At 59.3% G+C, this 22570-nt stretch carries 19 protein-coding genes and 1 tRNA gene; 7 read left to right on the top strand and 13 right to left on the bottom strand.

Annotated features, from left to right (window positions below; genetic code table 11):
• Positions 1–121: 121 nt before the first annotated feature.
• Together VK574_RS07605 and VK574_RS07600 are read left to right on the top strand one after the other, a co-directional pair.
• Positions 122–265, top strand: a complete 144-nt coding sequence (locus VK574_RS07605) for a hypothetical protein (protein ID WP_472799231.1) — start codon at positions 122–124, stop codon at positions 263–265.
• A gap of 41 nt (positions 266–306) precedes the next feature.
• On the top strand, positions 307–879 hold the full coding sequence (locus tag VK574_RS07600; protein WP_472799230.1) for a hypothetical protein: 573 nt from the start codon (positions 307–309) through the stop codon (positions 877–879).
• Between the two features lie 53 nt (positions 880–932).
• Here the strand turns inward: VK574_RS07600 and VK574_RS07595 are convergent, their stop codons facing one another.
• Together VK574_RS07595 and VK574_RS07590 are read right to left on the bottom strand one after the other, a co-directional pair.
• On the bottom strand, positions 933–1640 hold the full coding sequence (locus VK574_RS07595; protein WP_472799229.1) for a metallophosphoesterase family protein: 708 nt from the start codon (positions 1638–1640) through the stop codon (positions 933–935).
• A complete protein-coding gene (locus tag VK574_RS07590; RefSeq protein WP_472799228.1) occupies positions 1637–2458 on the bottom strand; it encodes a nucleotidyltransferase in 822 nt (273 codons plus the stop codon). The genes VK574_RS07595 and VK574_RS07590 overlap by 4 nt, the downstream gene beginning before the upstream one ends.
• Before the next feature lie 175 nt (positions 2459–2633).
• Here VK574_RS07590 and VK574_RS07585 point away from each other — a divergent pair, with 175 nt between their 5' ends.
• The gene (locus VK574_RS07585; protein ID WP_472799227.1) at positions 2634–3401 is read left to right on the top strand and encodes a hypothetical protein; all 768 of its coding nucleotides are present in this window, start codon (positions 2634–2636) and stop codon (positions 3399–3401) included.
• Positions 3402–3536: 135 nt separating this feature from the next.
• Positions 3537–4418 carry a hypothetical protein gene (locus tag VK574_RS07580; protein ID WP_472799226.1) on the top strand — a complete coding sequence of 294 codons (882 nt, stop codon included), beginning with the start codon at positions 3537–3539 and terminating at the stop codon, positions 4416–4418.
• Positions 4419–4428: 10 nt separating this feature from the next.
• On the opposite strand, the gene VK574_RS07575 is transcribed toward VK574_RS07580, so the two are convergent.
• From VK574_RS07575 to VK574_RS07565, 3 genes are all read right to left on the bottom strand, one after another.
• Positions 4429–6393, bottom strand: coding sequence for a cytochrome b/b6 domain-containing protein (locus VK574_RS07575; RefSeq protein WP_472799225.1), 1965 nt, complete (start codon positions 6391–6393; stop codon positions 4429–4431).
• A 206-nt stretch (positions 6394–6599) separates the two neighbouring features.
• On the bottom strand, positions 6600–7463 hold the full coding sequence (locus VK574_RS07570) for a formate dehydrogenase subunit gamma (RefSeq protein WP_472799224.1): 864 nt from the start codon (positions 7461–7463) through the stop codon (positions 6600–6602).
• The gene (locus VK574_RS07565) at positions 7456–8727 is read right to left on the bottom strand and encodes a cytochrome c3 family protein (protein ID WP_472799223.1); all 1272 of its coding nucleotides are present in this window, start codon (positions 8725–8727) and stop codon (positions 7456–7458) included. The genes VK574_RS07570 and VK574_RS07565 overlap by 8 nt, the downstream gene beginning before the upstream one ends.
• 324 nt (positions 8728–9051) lie before the next feature.
• On the opposite strand from VK574_RS07565, the gene pyrF reads away from it, so the two are divergent.
• Positions 9052–9822: an orotidine-5'-phosphate decarboxylase gene (pyrF, locus tag VK574_RS07560; RefSeq protein ID WP_472799222.1), complete on the top strand. Its 771-nt coding sequence runs from the start codon at positions 9052–9054 to the stop codon at positions 9820–9822.
• 125 nt (positions 9823–9947) lie between these two features.
• On the opposite strand, the gene VK574_RS07555 is transcribed toward pyrF, so the two are convergent.
• From VK574_RS07555 to VK574_RS07540, 4 genes are all read right to left on the bottom strand, one after another.
• Positions 9948–10127, bottom strand: coding sequence for a hypothetical protein (locus VK574_RS07555; protein WP_472799221.1), 180 nt, complete (start codon positions 10125–10127; stop codon positions 9948–9950).
• A 149-nt stretch (positions 10128–10276) separates the two neighbouring features.
• Positions 10277–11635 carry a hypothetical protein gene (locus tag VK574_RS07550; protein ID WP_472799220.1) on the bottom strand — a complete coding sequence of 453 codons (1359 nt, stop codon included), beginning with the start codon at positions 11633–11635 and terminating at the stop codon, positions 10277–10279.
• 111 nt (positions 11636–11746) lie between these two features.
• The gene (locus VK574_RS07545; protein ID WP_472799219.1) at positions 11747–12787 is read right to left on the bottom strand and encodes a lysostaphin resistance A-like protein; all 1041 of its coding nucleotides are present in this window, start codon (positions 12785–12787) and stop codon (positions 11747–11749) included.
• 94 nt (positions 12788–12881) lie between these two features.
• Positions 12882–13727, bottom strand: a complete 846-nt coding sequence (locus VK574_RS07540) for an acetyl-CoA carboxylase carboxyltransferase subunit alpha (RefSeq protein ID WP_472799218.1) — start codon at positions 13725–13727, stop codon at positions 12882–12884.
• Positions 13728–13945: 218 nt separating this feature from the next.
• Between VK574_RS07540 and VK574_RS07535 the strand changes: the two genes are divergently transcribed.
• On the top strand, positions 13946–15769 hold the full coding sequence (locus VK574_RS07535; protein ID WP_472799217.1) for an amidase: 1824 nt from the start codon (positions 13946–13948) through the stop codon (positions 15767–15769).
• 7 nt (positions 15770–15776) lie between these two features.
• Here the strand turns inward: VK574_RS07535 and VK574_RS07530 are convergent, their stop codons facing one another.
• The 4 genes from VK574_RS07530 to VK574_RS07515 form a co-directional block, all read right to left on the bottom strand.
• The gene (locus VK574_RS07530; protein WP_472799216.1) at positions 15777–16454 is read right to left on the bottom strand and encodes a TetR/AcrR family transcriptional regulator; all 678 of its coding nucleotides are present in this window, start codon (positions 16452–16454) and stop codon (positions 15777–15779) included.
• Positions 16455–16456: 2 nt separating this feature from the next.
• Positions 16457–17206, bottom strand: coding sequence for an ABC transporter permease (locus tag VK574_RS07525; RefSeq protein WP_472799215.1), 750 nt, complete (start codon positions 17204–17206; stop codon positions 16457–16459).
• Entirely contained in the window at positions 17203–17982 is a 780-nt protein-coding gene (locus VK574_RS07520; RefSeq protein WP_472799408.1) for an ABC transporter ATP-binding protein, read from the bottom strand. The genes VK574_RS07525 and VK574_RS07520 overlap by 4 nt, the downstream gene beginning before the upstream one ends.
• A 121-nt stretch (positions 17983–18103) precedes the next feature.
• Positions 18104–21967, bottom strand: a complete 3864-nt coding sequence (locus tag VK574_RS07515; protein ID WP_472799214.1) for an alpha-amylase family glycosyl hydrolase — start codon at positions 21965–21967, stop codon at positions 18104–18106.
• A 463-nt stretch (positions 21968–22430) separates the two neighbouring features.
• Here VK574_RS07515 and VK574_RS07510 point away from each other — a divergent pair.
• A tRNA-Ser gene (locus VK574_RS07510) sits at positions 22431–22520 on the top strand.
• Positions 22521–22570: the final 50 nt, after the last annotated feature.

The following is a 22570-nucleotide window of genomic DNA, read 5'->3' as shown; positions in this document are numbered from 1 at the left end:
GGCATCGCCGCCCGGAGTGGGGTTTGACCTCAACGCGCAAAGCGAATCGGGCGTAAAATAGAGAGCATGAGGCACAGGGTTGCAGCCGTTATGGTGGCCATTGCTCTAGCGTTGCCAGTGTATGGGCAGCATGGCGCGGCGCGAGGCGGGTTCGCAGGACACGGCGGATCCGCAGGTCACGCAGGGTTTGCCGGACACTCCGGTTTCACAGCTGCTCGCGGAATTTCGCGACCTGGGTCTTTCTCTGGACAACGAGGATCCGTAAGACCATCACTTGGGCGATTGGGTGCGCCGGGATTTCCGGGGATGCGAGTTCCCTCTCGCGGTCCGGGATTCGCAGCACATCGGCCTCAGTATCGCCCTGTTTATGGCGATCGCTCCGGACGTTGGAATCGGGATCACGACCGCAGACGTGGACCACGGTTCGCCGGATTGTATGGCTATGGTTATCCGGGTTGGGCTGGGTACCCGTATCCTTATGTGATCGATCCGGGATTCTACGACTGGGGAAATTCAGGATATGGATCGGACAACTCCGCAACTCAGGGTTACGCGGATGCGGCTTCCAATGCCGGCTACGATGCCGGGCCTGAACCGATGCAGGATCCGGCACCGGTCGCGGACGCTCGGATGCCTCGGCCCGCCTATGCCGGGTCGAATCCTGCGCCGGAGCCAGAGAAGGCGATCACGGTGATCTTCAAAAACGGCCGCACGCCCGAGACGATGCAGAACTACATGGTGAACAGCAGGGCTCTGACCGATCTGGATCAAAAGCGTTACGAGCAGATTCCGCTGGATCAGATTGACATTGCGGCAACTGAGCAGGCGAACCGCGCTCACGGATTGGTGTTCCAGGTTCCCACCGCATCGCGTGAGTGATCTGGATTTCCTTCGACGCATTTCTCCGCCAAGGAACTAAATTTCGAAATTCATTATAGGTCGAAGAGCGCGAAGGGATGCTCTTCGCCGCGCCGGCGCAAGATGGGCAGCGCGACATTGCACACGCGGACTCCTGATCTGGTCTCCGCGGAGAAAGTGCCTTTGTGCGCGTGTCCGTGAAGCGCCAGCATTGGCCTGTGTGTCTCCAGCGCGCGCTCGAGACGTGAACTTCCCAAAAACGCGAATATGGGTTCAGGCTCGCCGGATATGGTTTCCTTGATGGGCGCGTAGTGGGTGATGGCGACTTTCTTGTGCGCCTGTATCTGCGCGAGGCCGTAGTCAAGCTTGATGGCCTCGCGTTCCGCAATCTCGACGAAGGTCTTGATTCCCTGCTCGCCAAACGGCATCAACTCGTACGGTGAGAAACCGCCGCAGAAGCCCTTCGTGCCCGCGAAGCCCACGTCCGCGATTTCGTGACAATGTCCATCGAGCAGGTTGACACCGACGAGGCGGAGCATTCCGGCAAGTTCGTCCTGATGACCACTCTCGTGGTCGTGATTGCCAAGGACCGCGATGATGGGAATGCGAATGTGTTCGAGCAAGGCAAGAACGGTGCGCATCTCCTCCGGCATGCCGTGGTTTGTAAAATCACCGGCTACGACCAGAACGTCTGCAAGATCGTTGACCGGCAGGAACTGGTGGACATCGCGCTCGTGGTTTTCTGCGACGAGATGGATGTCGGCTACTGCTGCCAGCCTCATTCCTTGCTCCTGGTCGTGTTGATCTCCTGCAGTGGATGCGGGTAATTCTCGCAGAGTTCGCGGTAAAGGTCGCGCTCTCCCCACTCATTCACATCGATCGCGAACATGCGGGGATCGATGAGGGTACCGCGGAAGGACTGGCTGGCCTGGGGCGCGGTGATGGATTTCTGGAAGCGTTCGATAAAGTCGCCCCAAATGGATTGTGGGATGTCGCCGGTGTATGCCGGATAGATGTATGCGAACAGAACGAGCTCTCCAAAAAGCATCTGCCAGTGCGGATCGGTCAGCTTTCGAAGGCGGTCCCAGTCCAGCGTGCGGGCGCAGGCTTTGAGCAAGTGCGCGATGTCGGCCCCATCAAACCGTTCTCGACGCGTGACAAAGAGCTTGGAGGCGATCATTTCTTCCGCCGGAAGAATTTTGCAGCGAATGCCAAGGACAACGTCTTGCTGCGCGCGATCTATCCAGGATTGCTCGACGGTGAGGGTCGCGTTGCCGACGCCGGTAATGAGGTCGACAAAATATTCGCCGTGACGCGCCTTAGCCAGCCAGACGGGATCCTGCACGTAGGTCTCGAAACCCTCTTGCACGAGGACCTCGAAGGCCCGGGGAACAGCGTCGGGCGGCACCACGAGATCGAGGTCCTTGGTGGTGCGCCAGATTTTGGTGTGGTGATGAAAGGCGAAGCCCCCGCTCACGGCGAATGGGACACCGGCCCCAAGCAGTCCGCGGACGACGCCCTGGTAGCATGCATAGGCATCGGGAGCCCATACAGGCTCTTCTGAGGACGTTATGGGTAACTCTGCACCGTCTTCCGACATAAGCTATTTCGATGCAGAGTGCGGTGTTGTGTGAACCAATAATCCAGAATTACTGATGAACGCAGGACGCTGGCTGGTCTGCGGCGCCTTGTTACCAAAATGAGGTAACGAGATGCGGCGCGGCTAAATATTTGGTGCTCCTCGGTCGATAATATGAACATCCAAGGAGGAATTCGTGTCTTCCGCGAATGTATTGGTTCTGGCTGGCATTCTTGCGGAAGCGCTATTCCTCGGAATTCTGGTGCGGAGGCGCTCGTACAAGTCGCTTCCGATCTTTTTCTCCTACATTGCCTGGGGCTTGGCCGGCGACAGCACCGTGCTCATCCTGCGCACTGTCCTGCACAATCAAAATCTTGACATCTGGGTCGCGGAGACGTTTATAGACTCGGTCTTTCAGTACGCCGTTCTGATTGAGTTGGCATGGTCGATTCTGCGTCCCATCCAGGGTTCATTGCCGAAGGGTTTTCTGCCTGGGGTGTCGATCCTGATCGCCGCGGGCGCCGCGCTTGCTTGGCCTCTTTGCGCTCTCAAGGATTCGCCCGGATACGCATGGGAATGGCTTCTCGCCCTTCACATGCAAAGATCCTTTGCCGTCTTGAGGATTCTGTTCTTTATGGTGCTGGCGGGGTGTAGCCAGTTCCTGCGCATCGGCTGGAGGGATCGGGAACTCCAGGTTGCTACAGGGCTCGGGTTCTTTTCGCTGGTAAGTCTCGCCGGAACCATGGTGCACTCTCACCAGGTTTTTGGGTTGCACTACTACTATGTGGACGTCGTCGTCGCGGGGAGCTACCTTGTGTCCCTTGTCTACTGGGTCGTCAGTTTCGCTCAGCAAGAGGCAGCACGGCGCGAGATGACTCCGGCGATGGAAGAATTTCTGCTAGGTATGGCCAAGGTGATGCGGCGGCAACGGACTGAGTTGAGCCGCCCAACGATCAGTTCCTGAGCCGTTTCGCCGACGTGCTTTTTCTCATCTTCACGCAACATTCGAGATTCCACTCAGCCGCACTTCCCTACACGGCTCTGGATCACCGGCGCCCACCGTTGAATGGCGCTATGATTTGCTCGGAGCATGGCTCGTGTGGCAGAGGCGGTTGGTGTGAGGGTGTCCGGGATAGTCGCAGTTCTCCTGCTTGGCTGGGCGGCGACAGGTCTGTCTGCCGATAGTTCAGAAGTGACTGCCGACGAGGCTCGCGTGCTCGAAAGCGCGCGCGCACTGGCGCTTGCATACACGCAGAATCTTCCGAACTTCATCTGCACCCAGGTCACTCACCGCGAAGCCCAGGACCAGATCACCTTCGGCACAACGTTCAATGGGGCGAGTTCTTCGCGAGGCGGAGCCGGGCCGGCCGGTGCGCCGCACGACTCCGGAGGCATGCAGAACGTGATCGAAGAACGGCTGACGTTCTTTGACCAGATGGAGCATTACGAAGTGGTCGCTGTGAACGGCAAGAAGGCAGACGGGCAACAGCACATGCAATTCGGAGGGGCCATCAGCGCGGGTGAATTTGGCAGCGCGCTAAACAATCTGTTCGATCCGCGGGCACATGCCGAGTTTTCATGGGAAAGAGCGGCGAGTTTGAACGGCCGCAGCGTGGACGTCTTCAAATTTCATGTTCCCAGCCAGAACGGCACGATCGTACTGGACCGGGACACAGGCCAGAAGATTCTGGTGGCCTCCTCGGGAAGACTTCTCGTGGACAGTAAGACCTTCGAAGTGGAGCGAATCAGTTCATCGCTGGAGTTGCCGGTCGGCTTCCCCATCAAAATGGCAACGATTGAGATTACGTACAGGCCGGTTGAGATTGCCGGCAAGACCTACAATTTACCGAGCCGTTCCGAGGTGCGCATGAAAGACAGTGTGCGCCTCTACGTCAACGAGATTCAGTTTCGCGAGTACCACAAGTTCGGAGTTGAGTCGACGATTCACTATGACGGGCCGCCGTCGACGCCGAACCCCTGACAAAAGCGCCTCAGTGCTTCGGTTCTCCTGAATTCTGACCGCGGGCTGTCTCGGATGAGTCTGCGCCGCGCAGCGACTCCGTGTCGAGCGCATGCTCTTCGCGATAGTGCTCTATCGGCATCTTGCCGTCCCACCATGCCCAGTTCATCGGGTAAACATCGGGATCGAAGAACACCTGGTAGAAGTGCCACACCACGATTGCCAGCGTGGCGAGAATCGCTTCGTAGAAGTGTACGGCGGTGGCTACATCGACCCACCAGCGCGCCAGCAGATTGCCAACCCACACCTTGGCCCACATCATGATGCCGGTGACGCCCATAAGGCCGGTGCCCCATACGAGCGCCCAGTATTCCGCCTTTTCGCCATATGTAAAACGGCCGAATTGCGGTTTCTTCTTGCTCAGACCGAGGTAGTAAAGCATGGCGCCGAGGGCGTCCTTGCCGTCTTTCGGACGCGGCGCAATGTCGAGAAGAAGCCGGCGGCCCTCCCGTGCGATGGCCAGATAGAAGACGTGGTAGAAGCCGGCGGCGATTAGTGCGACTCCGGCAATGCGATGGACAATGCTGCGCAGGTGTTCGCCCATGCCGAGGACTTCGGCAAACCAGGAATCTGGAAACTTGAGCGCGAAGCCGGTTGCGACGAGGATGATAAAGCTTGTGAGCAAGATCAAATGCTGCCAACGCTGGTTGGGGCTCATGCGCTGCATCATCGGGTTCTGCATGTGTCGCCGGGCCGCGGCCTTGCTGCGCCAGATGATGAAGTTGTGCAGGAACATGGCGCCAATGACGGCGAGGATGAGAACGATATAGAGGATGCGCACCCAGCGCGTTATGACTGAACCGATGTCTTTGGGGTGTACTCCGTCGGCCATGTGCACGGGTGTGAGGGTGAACTTCTGGGTAGCACCTTTGTGACATCTGCCGCAGGTAGCGTCGAGGTTGCCCTTGTTGATTGTGGAGTGTGGATCTTTCGATGGCAGAATGTTGTGCACGCCATGGCAGCTTGAGCAATTTGCGGCGACCACCGAGCCGCCTTCTGCGGCGAGGCCGTGGTAGCTGTCCATGTACGTAGAGACGCGATTACCCGGAATGCCGAATTCGCTGGAGAGACGTACGCCCTCGTGGCACCGGGCGCAGGTGTCGCGCGAAAGATTCTGCTCGGACACGGGCGAATTGGGATCGTTATGCGCCTTGATGGAGTGAATGCCGTGGCAATCCGTGCAGACGGGCGAGAGATTGTTGCCCCGCGCGATGGCCTGGCCATGAATGCTTTGATTGAAGGTCTGCGTGATCTCAGCGTGACATTTGCCGCACGTGTCGGGGACATTGAATTTCGAGATCGGCGACTTGGCGTCATTCGCGGGGCTGATCGCGTGCGCACCATGGCAGTCAGTGCAGACGGCAGCTTTGGTTGAACCTTTTTCCGTGGCACGACCGTGCACGCTGTCCTGATAGGAGAGGAAGGGCTGCGTAGTCTGGCCGTTGGACTCCATCAGGAATTTCTGGCCGTGGCAGCGTCCGCAGGTGTAGGGAATATTGGCGTGATTCACCGGGGAATCTGGATCTCCGCCGGCCAGCACCTGGTGGGCGTTCCCGTGGCAGTCCTGGCAATTGGCGGCTGTTCTGCCGGCGGCGGTGATCTTTGCATGTGTGCTGTGCGCGTAGGCGCCCTTAGCGTCAGCATGGCAATCAGCGCAAAGGACCTTTTGGGGAGGCGTGTCGTGCGCCAGGCTCTTCACGTCCTTGTGGCAGTCCACGCAAGCCAGCTTCATTGAACTATGGATGGAGTGCTTGAGTTTTTTTGCGTCGGTGAAGAGGGAGACTGACTTCCCGTTGACGTCGGTTGAGAGCGTCGAATCACCGTGACAGGTAAGGCAGTCTTCATCTTTCAGCTTGTGTTGGGCGCGAGTGGGGACAACCGAGCCCAGCAGAAAGAATGCGAACGTACAGAGCAGGATTCTGCTGGAAACTTTCACGCTATCAAGGAGACGCTCCCGGGCTCTGTGAGTTCCGTGATAAGAATCACAGGTCGATGCGAAACGCATCACAGCGAATATTTTTGGGATTGATGATGAGGCGTGACCAAAGCCATACCCCTGATACAAGTCTGTCTGCACAGTGACAGGCGAGAGTGATCGGACGTGAAAGCCATTGTGATGCTACACGGCCCGAAAACTGCTGCTTAGCTGAAATATGCAGTCAGCGTCAGCACCAGCAGGGTTAGGCCGATGACGATCGCTGTAAAGCCGACGATGCGGGAGCCGTTGACGAACCAGGGTGCAGGGGCGGTGCCGAGGCGCTGTTCCAGTTTGCCTTCGCGCACCATGCGTGCGTATTCCTGCGGGCGCTTGTGCTTGAATTCCTCTTCACTCTCGACGCCGGTGAAGATCACCATGTCCATTGGAAAGCTGTCGGGACGTAAATGTGTGTTGACGAAGTGAATGGAAAAGATGAAGAGAATTGCGAGCAGGCCTTCTTCGCTGTGAATGACGAGTGCGGCGTTGAGCGCCCAGCCGGGGAGAAAGCGCGCAAAGAACGGGGCGAACCACATGGCGTAGCCGGAAAAGCCGATCACGATCATTCCCCAGAACACCGCCCAGTAATCGAACTTTTCCCAATAGGCATAGCGCTCGAATTGCGGCTTGGGGCCGAGGCCGAGCATCCAGCGCATGTGGTTGAACATATCTTTCGCATCTTTCCAGTTGGCGACCATCGAAGTCGCGCCCCAGAAGATTCCCTTTTCGCGGCGGAAAAGGCCGCGGGTGAAGATCTCTTTGACATGGATCAGAAACGCGACGCTGAGTACCAGCGCGCAGAATTTGTGAAAGAAGAGAATGGCTCCAAAGCCGCCAACAGCACCAGCCATGCCGCGCGCCCAGAGGCTCTCGCTGAAGCGCAGGGGCAGTCCGGTTCCGGCGAGGCCGAGGAACGTGCTGAAAAGCACGAGGTGAAGATAGCGCTGCTCGCGCGTGAACCGGTTAAAGAAGCGACCGCTCGCTGTTTTCTTAACTTCAGTTTCGACAGGTGCTAGTTCCAGTTCAAGCATCTTTGCCTCCATTTGCCGACTTTTTCCTGACTTGGTCGAATCGGGAACGAATCAGCCACAGAATGGTGTGAATCACGAAGAACGTAAGAGTGCTGACCAGGAGTAGGTTCATAAACAGGCGCACGAAGTAGAGAGCCGGGTTAAGGTGCCGGTCATGCGCATTGGCATGCGGCTGGTATTGCACGAAGCTGAGGTTTGCGCCGGCGTGGCAGCGGCCGCAGGTCTTTACCAGGTTGGCCTTGTTGACGGGCGAGCGCGGATCCGATGCGGGGTAAATCTCGTGTGCACCGTGGCAATCCCAGCAGCGCGCCGTCTCCACGTAGCCGCCGAGCGAACCGAGTTGCGAGTGGAACGTGTCGCGGTAGGTGGAGAGCTTCTCTTTGTGACAGGAGCCGCAGATCGGTGTCGACTGCATGCGGAATGCGGATTCTGTCGGCTGCAGGATCGCATGCGCGGTGTGGCAATCGGTGCATACAGGCGCCTTCAGATTTCCCGAACCAATAGCGTGGCCATGCGCACCGCCCTGGTAGTCGTCGTTAATTTTGGCGTGGCACGTGCCGCACGTCTTGGGGATGTTCGCCTTGTAGGTCGGACTCGCTGGATTGTTGTGACTCAGAATCCCATGCGATCCGTGGCAGCTCTGGCAGTTGGCCGCTACCAGCAGGCCTTCCTTGCTGAGCGCAAAACCATGGATCGAATCCATGTAGTGCGGGTAGACGCTGGGCAGACCCTTCTTGCTGGCCATGGCGCCGTCGCTGTGACATTGGCCGCAGGTCTTGGGCACGTTGAGCGGGTAAACGGCGGAGCGGGAGTCGGTCTTGGGAAAGATCTCATGCGCATTACCGTGGCAGCTGGTGCAGGGATGCTCCTTCGAAGACGAGTGCACGCTGCCGGTGAGCTTTGAGGCTTCGTCGGCGTGGCAGGTTTTGCATTCGACCTTGGCGATGTGATCGGGATGCGGGTACTCCTTGATGTCGGTGTGGCAATTGTTGCATTGCAAGCTTCCGTGCATGCTGGCACTGAACTTGCCGCCATCGACCGCAATGCTGTGGCCGGCTGCGTCTTGCATGGTCTTGTCGCCATGGCAAGCCAGGCAATCCGCTTGCGCGGCAAGCCGGTGGGGCAAAGCAAGCAAGATCATGGCCAGGAGGCCGAGCGTGACGGCCCTGTGTCGTCGAGCTGTCTGGAGCAAGCCGAAGATCCACTCGGCTGGACCGATAAAAATAGCAATGAAGTACGAAACGATTCGTGCGGCTTTGGTCATGCGGCCGTATCTTCCTCCATGGTGCGTCTGCAGTTGCATTTGCGCACATGGCTTCCCTCAGCGAATTTCTCCGCTTGTTCGGAAAACTCTGACGGGGATTGCATCTTCGAAGAGACTCTCTTTGTGTATTGGCTGGCAGTGATAGTTGTCACAACTGCACGACATACAGGGCACATCAAAAGATTTCGCAATGTGACGCGAGCCACTTCGCGGTGGATGAGAGAGGCTGATTGCCCATCGGCGGGTTTTCAGTGAGGATTCGCCGCGGGAAATTTGCAGCCGGCACTCCCATCGCCGAGTTGGGAACCGGGGTACGATTGACGTATGCACTATTCCGAGAGCGCTGCCGCTCGCGCCAAGGTCGCCAAAACCGTAATGAATGACCCGATTGAGCTTGCGCGCCAACGCCTGATCGTCGCGCTCGATGTGCCTGACGCCCGGTCGGCCATGCGCCTGGTTGCGGAGCTCGAGGGCACCTGCTCGTGGTTCAAGATAGGACTCGAGTTGTTTGTAGCCACCGGGCCCGCTGTGCTGGAACCAATCGTCGCGCGTGGGCACAGCGTGTTTCTCGATCTCAAACTACACGATATTCCCAACACGGTCGCCGGCGCGGTTCGCTCGGCGGCAGCGTTTGGCGTGCGCATGCTGACCGTGCACGCGGGCGGCGGACCGGCAATGCTTACTGCGGCGAAAGCTGCGCTAGCCGGTATCGCGCATCCACCGGAGCTGCTGGCGGTGACGGTGCTGACCAGTATGGATGGCGGGCAGTTGCTGGCAACGGGCGTTGATAGGCTGCCCTCGCAGCAGGTTGAAGTGCTGGCGAAGATGGGCATCGGCGTCGGAATTCGTGGCTTCGTCTGCTCGCCGCAGGAAGTTGCTGCGGTTCGATCGCTCACGGGACCCGAGGGCGTGCTGGTCATTCCCGGGATTCGGCCGGCAGGGGCAGCGATCGGCGACCAGAAACGTGTCGCAGGGCCCGCAGAGGCACTGCGGCTGGGCGCCAGCTACCTCGTGGTAGGACGGCCGATTACGCAGGCACCGAACCCGGCTGAAGCAGCCAGGGCCATTCTGGAAGAGATGTCTGGAGCACTATAAGAATCAAGCTTGACCACGGCACCGACCCCACCCTTTCGCCCTTAATCGAAAGACCTGCGCCTCTGCAAAATGTGAAAAGCCCAGCGAGTGCCGGGCTTCTCAAAAGGTGAGACTTGACTTACAACTTAAAGTTTTTCGTAGAAGTCGCAGACTGAGCAGGAGATATAGACTCCGCCAGGCGCGCCGCGCTCGCGGTCCTTCACGCGCTTGACGATGCGCGTCGGTTTGCTGCACTTGGGGCAGTCGGTGGACTTCGTCGTATCCATTGACTTCTTGCGGTCGCCTGTTTTGGCAATTTTGGCCATTGTCGGGTGTTTCTCCTTTGAAGATTGTCTCTGCACACACGCGCAAAATTGCTGCACGCGGCTTCAACGGCGCGGTCGATGAACTCACCCCTGCTTGCAATTGTTGGCGGGAGGCAGCCGGACTCGCTGCTCCTAGTTTACATCAGGACTCAGTGCGGCTGGGGCGCGTCAGCCGGCGGAGAGGCCGGCGCAGTTGATGACGCGCTGCCGTCGGGCTTGGGCTTCGTTGCATCCGGCTGCGTGTCCTGCTGCGCATCTTTTGTCTTATCGGCTGCTTCGGCCTGCTTGGCCTGGTCGGCGCGACGGGCGGCTTCGACGTCGGGATAGTCATCCGGCTTCTGCGTCGGGAACTGCACCGGCTTCATGGCACCCGGCTGATTCTGTCCTGCGTTGTCGGGTAGCTTCTCTCCGGGCGCGGTAAGGGTAGGCGGAGGCGCTGGAGCCTGCGTGTCAGGGTCGCGCTGGACGTCGCCCATCTTGACCGTGCGGGTTTTGGGCGCATCGGCGGCGACGAGGGGCGAGCCATCCGTACGCATCATTCCCTCGACTTCATCTTTGTCGAACACGACAGGCTGCTCACCAACCTTGGCGATTTCAACGCGGATGACGCGATTTCCATTGATGCGAACGAACTCGACAGGTTTGGGAGGCGCACCGTAGATCCACTCCTCGAAGGGCATCTGTCCTTCGACCTCCCGCACTTTGCGCTCGGGCTGGCCAAGAGCAAAGAGCACCATGTCGGTGGTCATGCCGACCATCACGTCGTGACCCAGAATTGCGCTCTTGAGCTTCTCTGGAAGCGTGTCAGTGAACGCCTCGATGGGAGTCTTAACGCCGAAAGAGATAAGGGGCGCGAGTAGCGCCTCAACCTCGGTACCGGTCAGTTCGGGAATGTGGCCTTTGAATTCCAGCGTGAGACGGGCTCCCGTGGCGGGGTTGCCGTCGTCCTGCACAACGGGATTCATGGCTCCTCCGCCGCCCAGCTCGATGTGGCGCAGAAAGCGATGCTTCAGGTCGGGGCCGCCATTCAGCGCGAAGATGATTTTGTTGTGGTCAAACTTGATATCGGTGAGAACCACACGGTCCCCGGGCTTGGCGCAGATTCCGAATTCCGTCACCATGTCGAGATAGGGCTCACCCGCCGGAACCAGCTTTCCGTTTGCCTCCAATTTCAGGCCTTTGTGCCCCATGGGAAAGGGGCGCATGGCAAATCCCTGTTCGGCCTGCAGCATACGGATAAGTTCGCTGCGGGTCTTCGCATCCAGTTCAGACTGCGTGAGGGGAACATTGGTGGGCTTGACCTGGGCGTAGCGCCGGTCGACCGTCCCTGTTCCGTTTCCCTTATTCGCTCCGCTATGTGTATCAATGGTGATGGCTTGTGCCGATGCCAGGACGCCGCTACAGGCCAGCGTCAGTGCGCAGACGCCTGCGATGCCGTGCCGACAAATTACTGCAAAATGGCGAGGGGTAGCTACTGAATAGGGGGATGTGGGCAATGGCCTGATCATGGGCGTCCTCCCATGGCCGCGCGGGGCGATGAGCCAACAGTAGTTCTAATCAGCCACAAAGGTCAAATCGAAGGTTCGAACCGAAGCATAAGGCCGATGAGCCGGGCGGATTCAGCGAGGATCTTCGGAGCCGGCTGCTGCTGTCTCTGATGCGGGCTGGGCTGGCGCGGGTGGCGCGGCTACCGTAAGAATCTGGATCAAGGCGGGCACGGGCGGCTCCGCGGCGGGGCCCATGGCAGTCTCATGTTGGCGACGGGCCGCCGCATCCAGATCGACGGGAATTCCGCCAGGCACAATGACAGGCGCGTTGTAGCGAAAATCAAGATCGCGAGTTACGCGGTGGATCACGGGAAACGCCGCGAGAAGGACGAGGCAGGCGAACCAGCTTGCGTCGAGGCCGAAGCCGCCCCCAGTAAGCCAGAACGGTCCCATTGGATTTCCCTCAATTACCGGAGAGTGGCTGCTGACGCCGCTGACAGCCAGGCCGAAGACAAGGGCCTGCGAGGCCTTCCAGGCAAAATTAAGACCCCAACTCAGCCAAAGAGCGCGCGTGCGCAGATAGGCAGTTGTGAGCAGAAAGCTGAAGACAACGGAAATGGCGATGCTGGCATTCGTGGAACCAGGCTGCAAGGCGTGGACGATAGCATAAAACAGGGCAAAGCCAAACGCCGCACCCGACGAACCCACCACCGCGGAAAAACGCTGAAACCCATAACCGCGAAAAGCAACCTCTTCACCGAGCGTGAGGAGGGCGAAGTAGGCCGCGTCCGTAATCAGCCAGGGCCACGCTGAAGGCTGAGTGGTGACGACGATAGCGATGCCGCCGATGACGACCATGGCGAGAACGCAAGCGACTACTGCGCCCCAGCCGACCGCCATGCCAACGCCGATCTCGCGAGTCCAGCCGGTACGGAGGGGCAGACCCTGCGCAGCGATCGACCCCGACTGCCGGTCGAAGAGGGATCCGAATGCGGCATAACCGAGGATGAGCAGCGCTGCCAATAGAAACTGTTCAATCAGTGGTTCCCACGCATCGTGATGAACGCGCACGGCCAGTCCACGGGCGAAGGACCGCGCCACAAAAAAATAAAGGACCGCTGCGACGAATTCGAGATAGGCGCGAAACTTGCCGCCGCGTACGGGTGCACTCATCGCGATCTCCCTTGATCAAGCGCAAATGTGTGGACGACGAACATTGGAGATCGGCAGATATCGTGCTCAATGGGCTCGCGAAACGGCACGCGCACTAACTTTCTGTGTAGCACTGGGCGATGTTACGGAACTTCCGTTGACGGGCCGCGATAAGAGCATCGACAGGCATGGCTTTCAGTTCTGCGAGGTGCTTCTGGATCGCTGAGCCTACCAGCCCGGCTCCGACAGGGTGATCGGTATGTGCGCCGCCGGGTGGTTCGCTGATGATCTCGTCGACGCAGCCGAGCGCGGCAACCTCCGGCGCCGATATGCGCATGGCTTCAGCAGCTTGTTGCTTGTGCGACGCGTCGCGCCACATGATGGCCGCGCAGGACTCCGGCGTAATGACGAAGTACAGCGCGTTTTCGAGAATAAGCACGCGATCGCTGACGGCTAGCGCCAGGGCTCCGCCTGATCCGCCTTCGCCGCTGATGATGGAGATGGTGGGGACGCGCAACCGCGCCATTTCTCGAATGTTGCGCGCGATGGCTTCCGCCTGGCCGCGCTCTTCCGCGCCAAGTCCGGGATAAGCGCCGGGAAGATCAATCAGGCTGATGACGGGGCGGTTGAATTTCTCCGCAATTTTCATGCAGCGCAGCGCCTTGCGATAACCCTCGGGATGCGGCATGCCGAAGTTGCGCTTGACCCGCTCTTTGGTTGAGCCGCCCTTCCGGTTGGCAATCACCAGCACTTCGTCGTCGCCGATGCGCGCCATGCCGCAGGCTACTGCGGCGTCGTCGCCAAAAGCGCGATCCCCGTGAATCTCGCTGAAATCCGTGAAGATTCGCTCGATAAAGTCCATGGGATAAGGCCGCTGGGGATGGCGAGCCGTCTCAATTCTCTTCCACGCAGGTGAAACCGGCTGCGGGACGTTGGTGGAACCTGATGGTTGTTCGCTCATCGGTAGTCGGCAGCGGCTGGGACACGAACGACCCTCCTGCCCCGCATGCTGCTCATTAGTGATTCTACGGGGCGGCGCTGCGTTGGACAAATCTTTGCTGGAATCAAAAGATTAGATTGAGGACCGAGCGTGTGCGCCCGTCCTCTGATATGCGCAGAGTATATTGCTTCTAGTCTTGCCGTATTTATCATTTCGATTTGCGTTCGAACAAAGGAAAAATGACCCAGACACGAAGAGATTTCCTCGCTGCAGGTGCGCTTGGAGCGTTGTGCGCGGCGCTACCGATTGACGCACAAAGTGGAGCACAGACCCCGGCCATACCCGCCAACCAGCAGACACCTGGAGCGCCAACGGCATTCGGCACTGCGCCGCCCGTGGGTCCGGAAGTGGCCGCGGCGACATTTGCCGAAGCAGAGAAACTGGTGCAGATCGAGATGTCGCTCGCCGACCGCGCGCAGGCTGCGGGCAACTGGCGCGAGGCGATGGCGCCGCTCTATGAACGCAGAACCGGACCGCGGAAGATGATGCTGGAAGAAGGACTCGCGCCGGCTACCGTTTGGAATCCCATGTTGCCGGGACTAGCGCCGGGCAAGTCCGGCCGCGGCGAGAGCTACTACATTCGCAGTGCCGATCCACGCGCGCCGTTTCCCGCTAACGATGCGGACATCGCGTTCTCTTCGGTTGCGCAGCTCTCGCGCTGGATTCAATCGCGGCAGATTACATCGGAACGGCTGACCAGCATCTACCTCGATCGACTGCAGCGTTTCGACCCGAAGCTGCATTGCGTCATTACGTTCACGCGCGATCATGCGCTCGATCAGGCGCGACGGGCGGACGCTGAGATTGCAGCTGGGAGATATCGCGGTCCTTTGCACGGGATCCCGTGGGGTGCGAAAGACCTGCTCGATACAGCCGGCATTCCGACGACCTATGGCGCCGAGCCCTATCGGAATCGCGTTCCGAAGAGAGACAGCGCAGTCGCAGAGCGGTTGAACGCGGCGGGCGCAGTGCTCGTCGCAAAGCTGAGCCTCGGAGCGCTGGCACTGAACGACATCTGGTTCGGCGGGCAGACGATGAATCCCTGGCTGCTCGAAGAAGGTGCGTCCGGATCGAGTGCCGGCCCGGGCGCAGCGACAGCTGCAGGCTTGGTTGGCTTCGCGATCGGTAGCGAGACCGGCGGGAGCATCGTGAGCCCTTCGATGCGCTGCGGTGTTACCGGACTGCGCCCGACCTATGGACGTGTTGCGCGCACCGGTGCGATGACGCTTTGCTGGTCGCTCGACAAGTTGGGGCCGATGGCGCGGCATGTCGAGGACACGATCCTGGTGTTGAGCGCGATCTCCGGGCCGGACGCGGGCGACATGGCCAGTGTTCCTAGTACCCTCGCATTCGATGCCAATGCCAAGGTTGCCGGCCTGCGCGTCGGCTACTTCCCTGCCTGGATGAAAGAGACACCGGCGACCGATGTCGATCGAGCGGCGCTTGACGTGGTAAAGAAGCTTGGGATGGAACTCGTCGAAGTTTCCCTCCCGGACTGGCCCTATGACTCGCTCAATGTGATCTTGTTTGCTGAAGGAGCCGCAGCCTTTGAAGAGCTGACGCTCGCGCATAAGGAAGCCGAGTTAAAAGCGCAGGTTCCCGATGCGTGGCCAAATACTTTTCGGCAATCGCGATTTCTTTCGGCGGTGGATTTTGTCCAGGCAGACCGCATGCGGCGCAAAGTGGCCCTGGAAATGGCGCGCCTGTTCTCGCAGGTTGACCTGCTGCTGGTGCCCTCGTTGCGCGATGAAATTCTGGTCATCACCAACAATACCGGGCATCCTTCGCTCACCCTGCGCGCCGGGTTCGTCGAAGTGTCGGAGGCACGCAGCGACTGGGCTCCCGATCCGCAGCATCCGTTGCCGAAGTTCTCGCCGCCACGCAGAGTGCCTCACGGAGTCACGCTGATCGGCAGGCTCTTCGATGAAGGCACACTCTGTGAAGCGGGCTTGGCGCTGGAGCGTGCCTTTGCCGTTGCGTCTGAGCGGCCGCCGGGATTCTGAAAACCAGCTAGCTAATGAGGGCTTTCGGCTTTGGCGTTCTCCAGGAGGCGGTCTTCGACACTGGGTTCTGTTTCTTGATTCCCGCTTTTTCGATATGCTCTCCGCGAACCTGGCTGTATGCACGCCAGAAGGCCTGTGCAGTCACGGGTCCGAGATCAGGCGCATTGGCCTGCTGGTCCTTGTGAAAGACGTGCGCATAGAGCATCGGGCCGAGGAGCAATGCCATGGCAGCCTCGAGATCGAGATTCGGCGGGAGGACACCGCGGGCGATACCTCGACGCAACACGCGCTTGAGACACTGGCGCGGTGGTTCCATCACGCGATGCCGCCATGCCTTGCCGAATTCCGGATGAAGTGCCGAGTACGCGATCATCGACGGCATCATGCGATTGCGCGCGTCGTCGAATTTGTCGGGCGGCTTGCGCGTGAGCACAGTTGTCAGGTCGCGTTGCAGGTCGCCGCTATCGACATCCTCCGGCTCGCGGTCGAGACCGTTGACCATCAGCATCACTTCCAGCAGCAGGGCTTCCTTGTCGACCCAGTGGTTATAGATGGTGGCCTTGCTCACGCCCGAAGCCTGCGCGATGGCGTCCATGCTGGTGGCCTCGATGCCGCGCTCGGCGAACAAACCAAGCGCGGCGTTGAGGACCTTTTCGTGAGCTTCCGTGCTGCGCGATCGGGCCATGGCTAGGCTTCAATCTTCGAGAAGCGCCAGGCACCAAACACCAGCAGGACGGCGCCGACACAGACCAGCACGATGAAGTCAAGACGTGGATCGAACGCCGCGTTGGGCGCGCCCAGCACATTCCGCATTCCGTCAATGCCGTACGACAAAGGATCGGCGCGCGTGATGTATTTCAAGACGTTTTTCGTATCGCTCAGCGGAAACATCGCTCCCGAGAGGAAGTAAATGGGCAGAACAAGGAAGTTCATGATGAGTTGAAAGCCCTGCATGTCCTGCAGGCCCGAGCCAATTGCCATGCCCAGAGCCGCAAAGAGCAGCGCGATCAGCACCATGAATCCAAGAGCGAGGGGGATGGCGGACAGATGCGCGGGCCGAAAACCCGCGAGCAGACAGATCACCATTACCAACAGGCCCTGGATGCATGCCACCGTAGCTCCACCCAGAGTGCGGCCGATCATGATCTGGAGGCGCGACACCGGCGCGACCAGTGTCTCCTTGAGAAAGCCAAACTGGCGATCCCACAGAAGGCCAAGGCCCGAAAAGATTGACGAGAACAAGACAGACATGCCGATCACACCGGGCGCAATGAATTGAAAATAGTCGCCATTGCCGGCGCGTTTAAAGACAGGTCCGAGGCCGAACCCGAGTACCAGCAGGTACAGCAGCGGCTGGCCGAGCGACGCGATGATCTGCGCGCGCGATCGCGTGTAGCGTTTCAACTCCCGCAGCCAGAGTATGTAGATTGCGCTCATCGTTTGCTCCACATTTTTGCAAATTGCCGTAATTGGTCCGTTGAATTTGCGCTTTCATCGCGAATATTCGAACCGGTCAGTTTCAGGAATGCGTCTTCCAGCGATTCACTGCCGGTCTGCTCCTTGATCTCCTTCGGCGTGCCCTGGGTAACGAGTTTGCCGTGATCGATAATGCCGATGCGATGCGCCACCCGGTCCGCCTCGTCCATGTAGTGCGTGGTGAGAAAGACCGTGACATTCTCTGCTTCGTTCACCTTCTTCACGTGGTTCCAAAGCTGGTTGCGGCTCTGCGGATCCAACCCGAGTGTGGGTTCATCGAGGAAAAGAATTCGAGGAGTATGCAGAAATCCGCGGGCAATCTCGAGACGGCGCTTCATTCCTCCGGAGAACTTCTTCACCTGGTCATTGCGACGCTCCCACAATTCGAAGAGGTTGAGCAGTTCTTCCGTTCGCTGTTTCCGGACTTTGTGTGGGACATGATAGAGCACGCCGTGAATTTCCATGTTCTCCAAAGCGGTGAGTTCACCGTCGAGACTTGGATCCTGGAAAACGATGCCGAAGCGCTGGCGTGCGTCGTTTTGCCGCTTCTGCGGATCGAGGCCATCCAGTTCAATCGTGCCGCTAGTGGGGCGCAGCAGCGTGGTAAGCATTTTGATGGTGGTGGTCTTCCCTGCTCCGTTGGGACCAAGGAAGGCAAATATTTCGCCGGCGGCAACGTCAAAAGAGACGTCGTTGACGGCTGTGACAGTGCCGAATGTTTTTACGAGGTTTTGCACCCTGATCAATGTGAGCGACCTCCGGGGGCGCGAAATTCAATACTGAACGGTTTAGTTCAGTTTGTCAATGAGTTTGTCCACATTCGACGAATTAAAAATCGATCGACGTCGTCCGTGAGAATTATCTGTTTGGCTTTGTTGGAACTTCTTCTGCACTCTTCAAGGGGTTGGCGAGCGACTCGCTTTCGGCAGCCTTCTCGGCTTTCGTCGCTTCCCTGCCGGCGACTGGATTCTTCTCAATCGGATTCGGCGACGTTTGGGGTTTCTTCGCGTCGAGACCGAGCATCGTCTGCAGGCGATAGCCTGCCTTGTCCGCTGCGGCCGAAGCCTCATGCACCTTCGTACTGAGTGTGCGGACTTCAGACTTGCTCGGCGAGGGCTGGCCGGCAATGCTCAGCAACTCCGGCATCTGCAGCCACCATAACAATTCTCCGTAGGGCTCGCAGACCACGTAGGTACTCTCTCCCGCATCGTGCACCCCGGTCAGCCAGCGCACATCCGGGTCAGACCAGAGCTCGCGCGGAATTCCGCAGACGAGGGGCTCTGGAATTTCCGGGACCGTCGGCGTTGCCGGATGGTCTACGCCTTGCGCTACTTTCGGCTCGGCGGTTGGCTTCGAATCGGTTTTCGCCTGCGGCACAGACAACTCTGCTTTGTCGGTCGCCGTTCCCCTGGCAATCTCTGCCTGTGCTAGAAGCACGACTTTGATCCTTGCAGCCGCACGCCAACCTGCTTCCCCTTCGAAGCCGAGAGCTTTGAACGCTTCACCCAGCGGCTGACGCAGGCGCAGGTGATCGAAGGCCTCGAGCGCGATCTGTTCCGGCTTTTCGGCGTCGATCGATTCAGCCAGCGTCTCCAGCGCACACCACGCGATGATGGGAGCCCACATGGCCGTCGCCGTCAACTGCGGACTGGGACTGGGCAGCACGCGCCGCGCGGCTGCCGTCCATGGCTGTGGGAACAGGGCTTCGACTACAGGAATGCGCATGGCCGCTGCGAGCCGTTCGCGGAACGCCGGACCCAGCAGTCCCGGCATGGTCAACTCCGCTTGCCTACCGGTACGTGTCCGCCACGCCTGCTGCGCGATGCGCACGAAGACCTCACATCGCTTCCATGCGACATTGAAGAGTTCGCTGCGCTTGCGATTCGCCTTGCGATCGATGGCGGCGCTCACGCTGCCGTTCCCTGCGGTGGTGCGCGGATGTTCGGCCATGTCCGTCAACAGGCGAATCGTGTCCTGATCGAGGAGAGACCGCAGCGCCTGGTACATCGGCTGCAATTCCATGTCGATGAGCGCATCTTCGAGACTACGTACTCCGCGGCCATTGAGTTGATCGCACAGACGGTCCCATGGATGCTCGGCCGTTGCCCACTTCTCGTGCCAATCCATCAGGACGTGGCACTGATAGGCATGCAGATGGAACGTCAGGCCACGTTCGTCGAATTCATGTGCGCGGCGCAGGTATTCGAGACCCGTAAGCATGTCGCGGTAAGCGAGAATCGCGCCGGAGTCTCCCGCAAATCCGAGGCCATCGCCAATCCTGCGCTGACGCAGTTGTGCGTTGCCTTTATCGGCGTAGGCGGCGGAGTTGTGGATGGTGCCCTGCGTTTCGCCGTAACGATTGTTGTAAACAATGAGCGCACGCTCGTTGCCGGTGCGGTTGGAATAGGCGAAGACATTTTCGTCCACAGAACCGGATGCTTCGAAGAAATCGTAGAGCAGAAAGTTGTGGCTCTCGGCGAAGACCCAGCGGCGCTTCAGAAGCGGAGCGATCTCGCGCTCGTGGCGTTCCACCAGCCAGTGGTCTGGCGTCTCATCGTAACGCGGGCGATAGTACTCCATGCCGTACTTTTCGGTGAAGCCTTCGATCTGGCCGTGGCCGAACATCGGTAACCCGGGCAGCGTGGCCATCAGAGCCGTCACGCCGAAGCACTTGTCTCCTTTGCCGAACTGGTCAATTGCTGTTCTTTCATCAGGATTGCTCATGAAGTTCACGTAACGCTTCATGATGTCCGGGTCGAATTCCAGGGTGTTCTTGATGACGGAACGATATTCGGCGTTCTTCTCGTCGCGCAGCATGTTCATGAACGCGCTGTTGTAGACCCGATGCATGCCCAGGGTGCGAACGAAGTAGCCTTCCATGAGCCAGAAAGCCTCGGCGAGCAGCAGCGTGCCGGGCACTTCGGCGGCCACACGGTCGACCACTTCGCGCCAGAATTCATGCGGCATGTGTTTGTTGAATTCCGCCTGGCTCATGCTGTACTCGGCACGCGATGGAATGGCGCCGCTCGACCCCGGCCCCGGAAACCACAGGCGATGAAAATGTCGTTTGGCCAGCGTCATGGCGGCGTCAAAACGAATTACCGGAAACAGTCGCGCCACATAAAGAATGGTCTGGATCACCTGTTCGCGCACGGCGGCATTCAGATAATCGAGCTGCGCGGTGTCGTTCCAGGGAAAGCTGGTGCCATCGTTGCCGTGATAGATGAAACGCGTCTCGCCTGTCCACTTGTCACGGCGACGAAAGACGACGGCCGCGTCAGTCTGTTCGAAGTAATGGTCTTCGATTTTGATTTCGACACGGCTGTCATGCGACAGATCGGGACCGTTGAAGCTGTATGCCGGATACGGCGACTCGTTGCGCGAGATGAACCACTCGGGATGCTCGATTACCCACGGCGAATCGATGCCCATGTGGTTTGGCACCATGTCGCTGGCGAGACGAATCCCTTTGTGATAACAGCGGTCGCGCAGCGTGATGTAAGCCGGCTCTCCGCCCAGGTCTTCGGCAATCTTGTAATCGAAGAGCGAATAGGCCGATGCTACTGCGTCCTGGTTGCCGCAAAGCTGCTTGATGGTCTTTGACGCGCGGCTGCGCTCCCACACGCCGATCAGCCATAGCGAATTGATACCGCGATGGGCCTGCGTGGCCAGTTCTTCTTCCGGGATCTGATCGAGCCGGTGGATGTGACGGCCGTACTGCTTGCCGAGCTGAGCGAGCCACACGTAAGTGCTTTTGGCGATCAGGACGGTGTTAGGCATCCACGCTGTATCGGGGCTGAACTTCTCATATTCATGCGCGGGATCGCCAAATGTCGGCACCTGGGACTCGCTCACGATCGATGGCCATTGCTGCGTTCCCTGCTCGCGCCGACGGCGTGCGGCCTCTTCGGCTGCAGTCCGGGCTCGCGCTGCATCGGGATTGAACTGCATCCAGATGGCCAGCTCTTCTTCGTGCAGAACTTCGCCGCCCATCATCAGCAGCCGATCCATCGTGTCGCCCAGCAGCGGCCGCCACAGCTTGCGAATTAGCGCCAGCTGCTCGCTGAGCGAAGCCGGCGCACCGCTCGCCGGAGCGCGCAGCAAATCGAAAAGGCTGATCGCCGTCGCTCCCTCGACCGGAATGAGCGGACGCGTGGCGAAGTACTGCGGAAGCTCCTGCGTCACCTGCCGATAGACTGTCTTCTCGGCCAGCGGCTTGTCTTCAAACAGTTCTTCAAACTTTTTGAAAGCCTCATTGCGATTAGCCGACCAAAGGAGCAGCAACTCCTCAAGGGCTGCCTCGCGATGCGATGTGATGCCGGTTTTGCCGTTCAGCCATTGCCGCGGAGTCTCCTCCCCGCGCATCACGCTTTGACCGGGGAAATGCTCTACAAAGGTCAGCAGCATGGTGTCGAGTTCGCGCGATCCTACGCGGCCGGCAAACCAGTCGAGCGCGGAGGTCATCACTTCCGGATCAAACTGCTCGCGGTAGCGCGCCATCAGCACATGGCTCGCCTCGTCGATTAATCCCATCGCCAACAACTGTCCGGCGTGCACGGCCAGATCCGGATGCTTATCCGCCTCGCGCACCAGGTTCATCTGGTGGGCAAAGGCGCGACAGGCCGCCACGTTGGCAAACACCACGTTGCCGTTGTAGGAGAAAAGCGACTCCGCGAACCTGTAACGTTCCCGGGCCTTTCGCGAGATGTGGAACTCCATCATCTGAGTTTCAGTTCCCCAGCAAATGCCGTGCAAGACGTGCAATGTGAATTCCCGCAGGCTGTTCTTTCCGTGGCTTTTCGAGCCATCCTGCCGGGTCAAACGAGGCCAGAGAGTAAAGTAACATCTCGCGGCGACCGATGGCTGCCGGCAATCCTGTAAACCTATCTTGCTCAATGCCGCGCTCGCGCAACCGTCCCTATCCCGATTGCCTGTCGTCCGCAAAACATCCGCGATCCGCATCCTTCATTCGGCGCGGAATCGAACGCGGAGCGGCTCCAGTATTGCCACCTCGGCATCGACACCGGTAAACTTAGGATGCGCAATCGCATCGCAGCCGCGACTTAGTTGCTGGGGAGTGTCCCAGCCTGCGAAATCCGACCGTATGCGATCGCTGCCGCTTCTCGCCATAGATCGCCGGCCGCCGGGCCCAAGCGTCGTCTTTGAGATGCGGGCTACAAAATGCGGAGAGGTGGCAGAGTGGTCGATTGCGCTCGCCTCGAAAGCGAGTGAGCCTTTACGGGCTCCGGGAGTTCGAATCCCCCCCTCTCCGCCAGAATTTCTTCCCGCCAAGTCCAAGCGTCCAGCCAAACGCCACAATTCAGG

The organism is Occallatibacter sp. (assembly GCF_035317045.1).
Classification (GTDB): Bacteria; Acidobacteriota; Terriglobia; order Terriglobales; family Acidobacteriaceae; genus Telmatobacter.
Note: the sequence above shows the minus strand (reverse complement) of the source record. Positions and strands in the feature narration are given on the sequence as shown.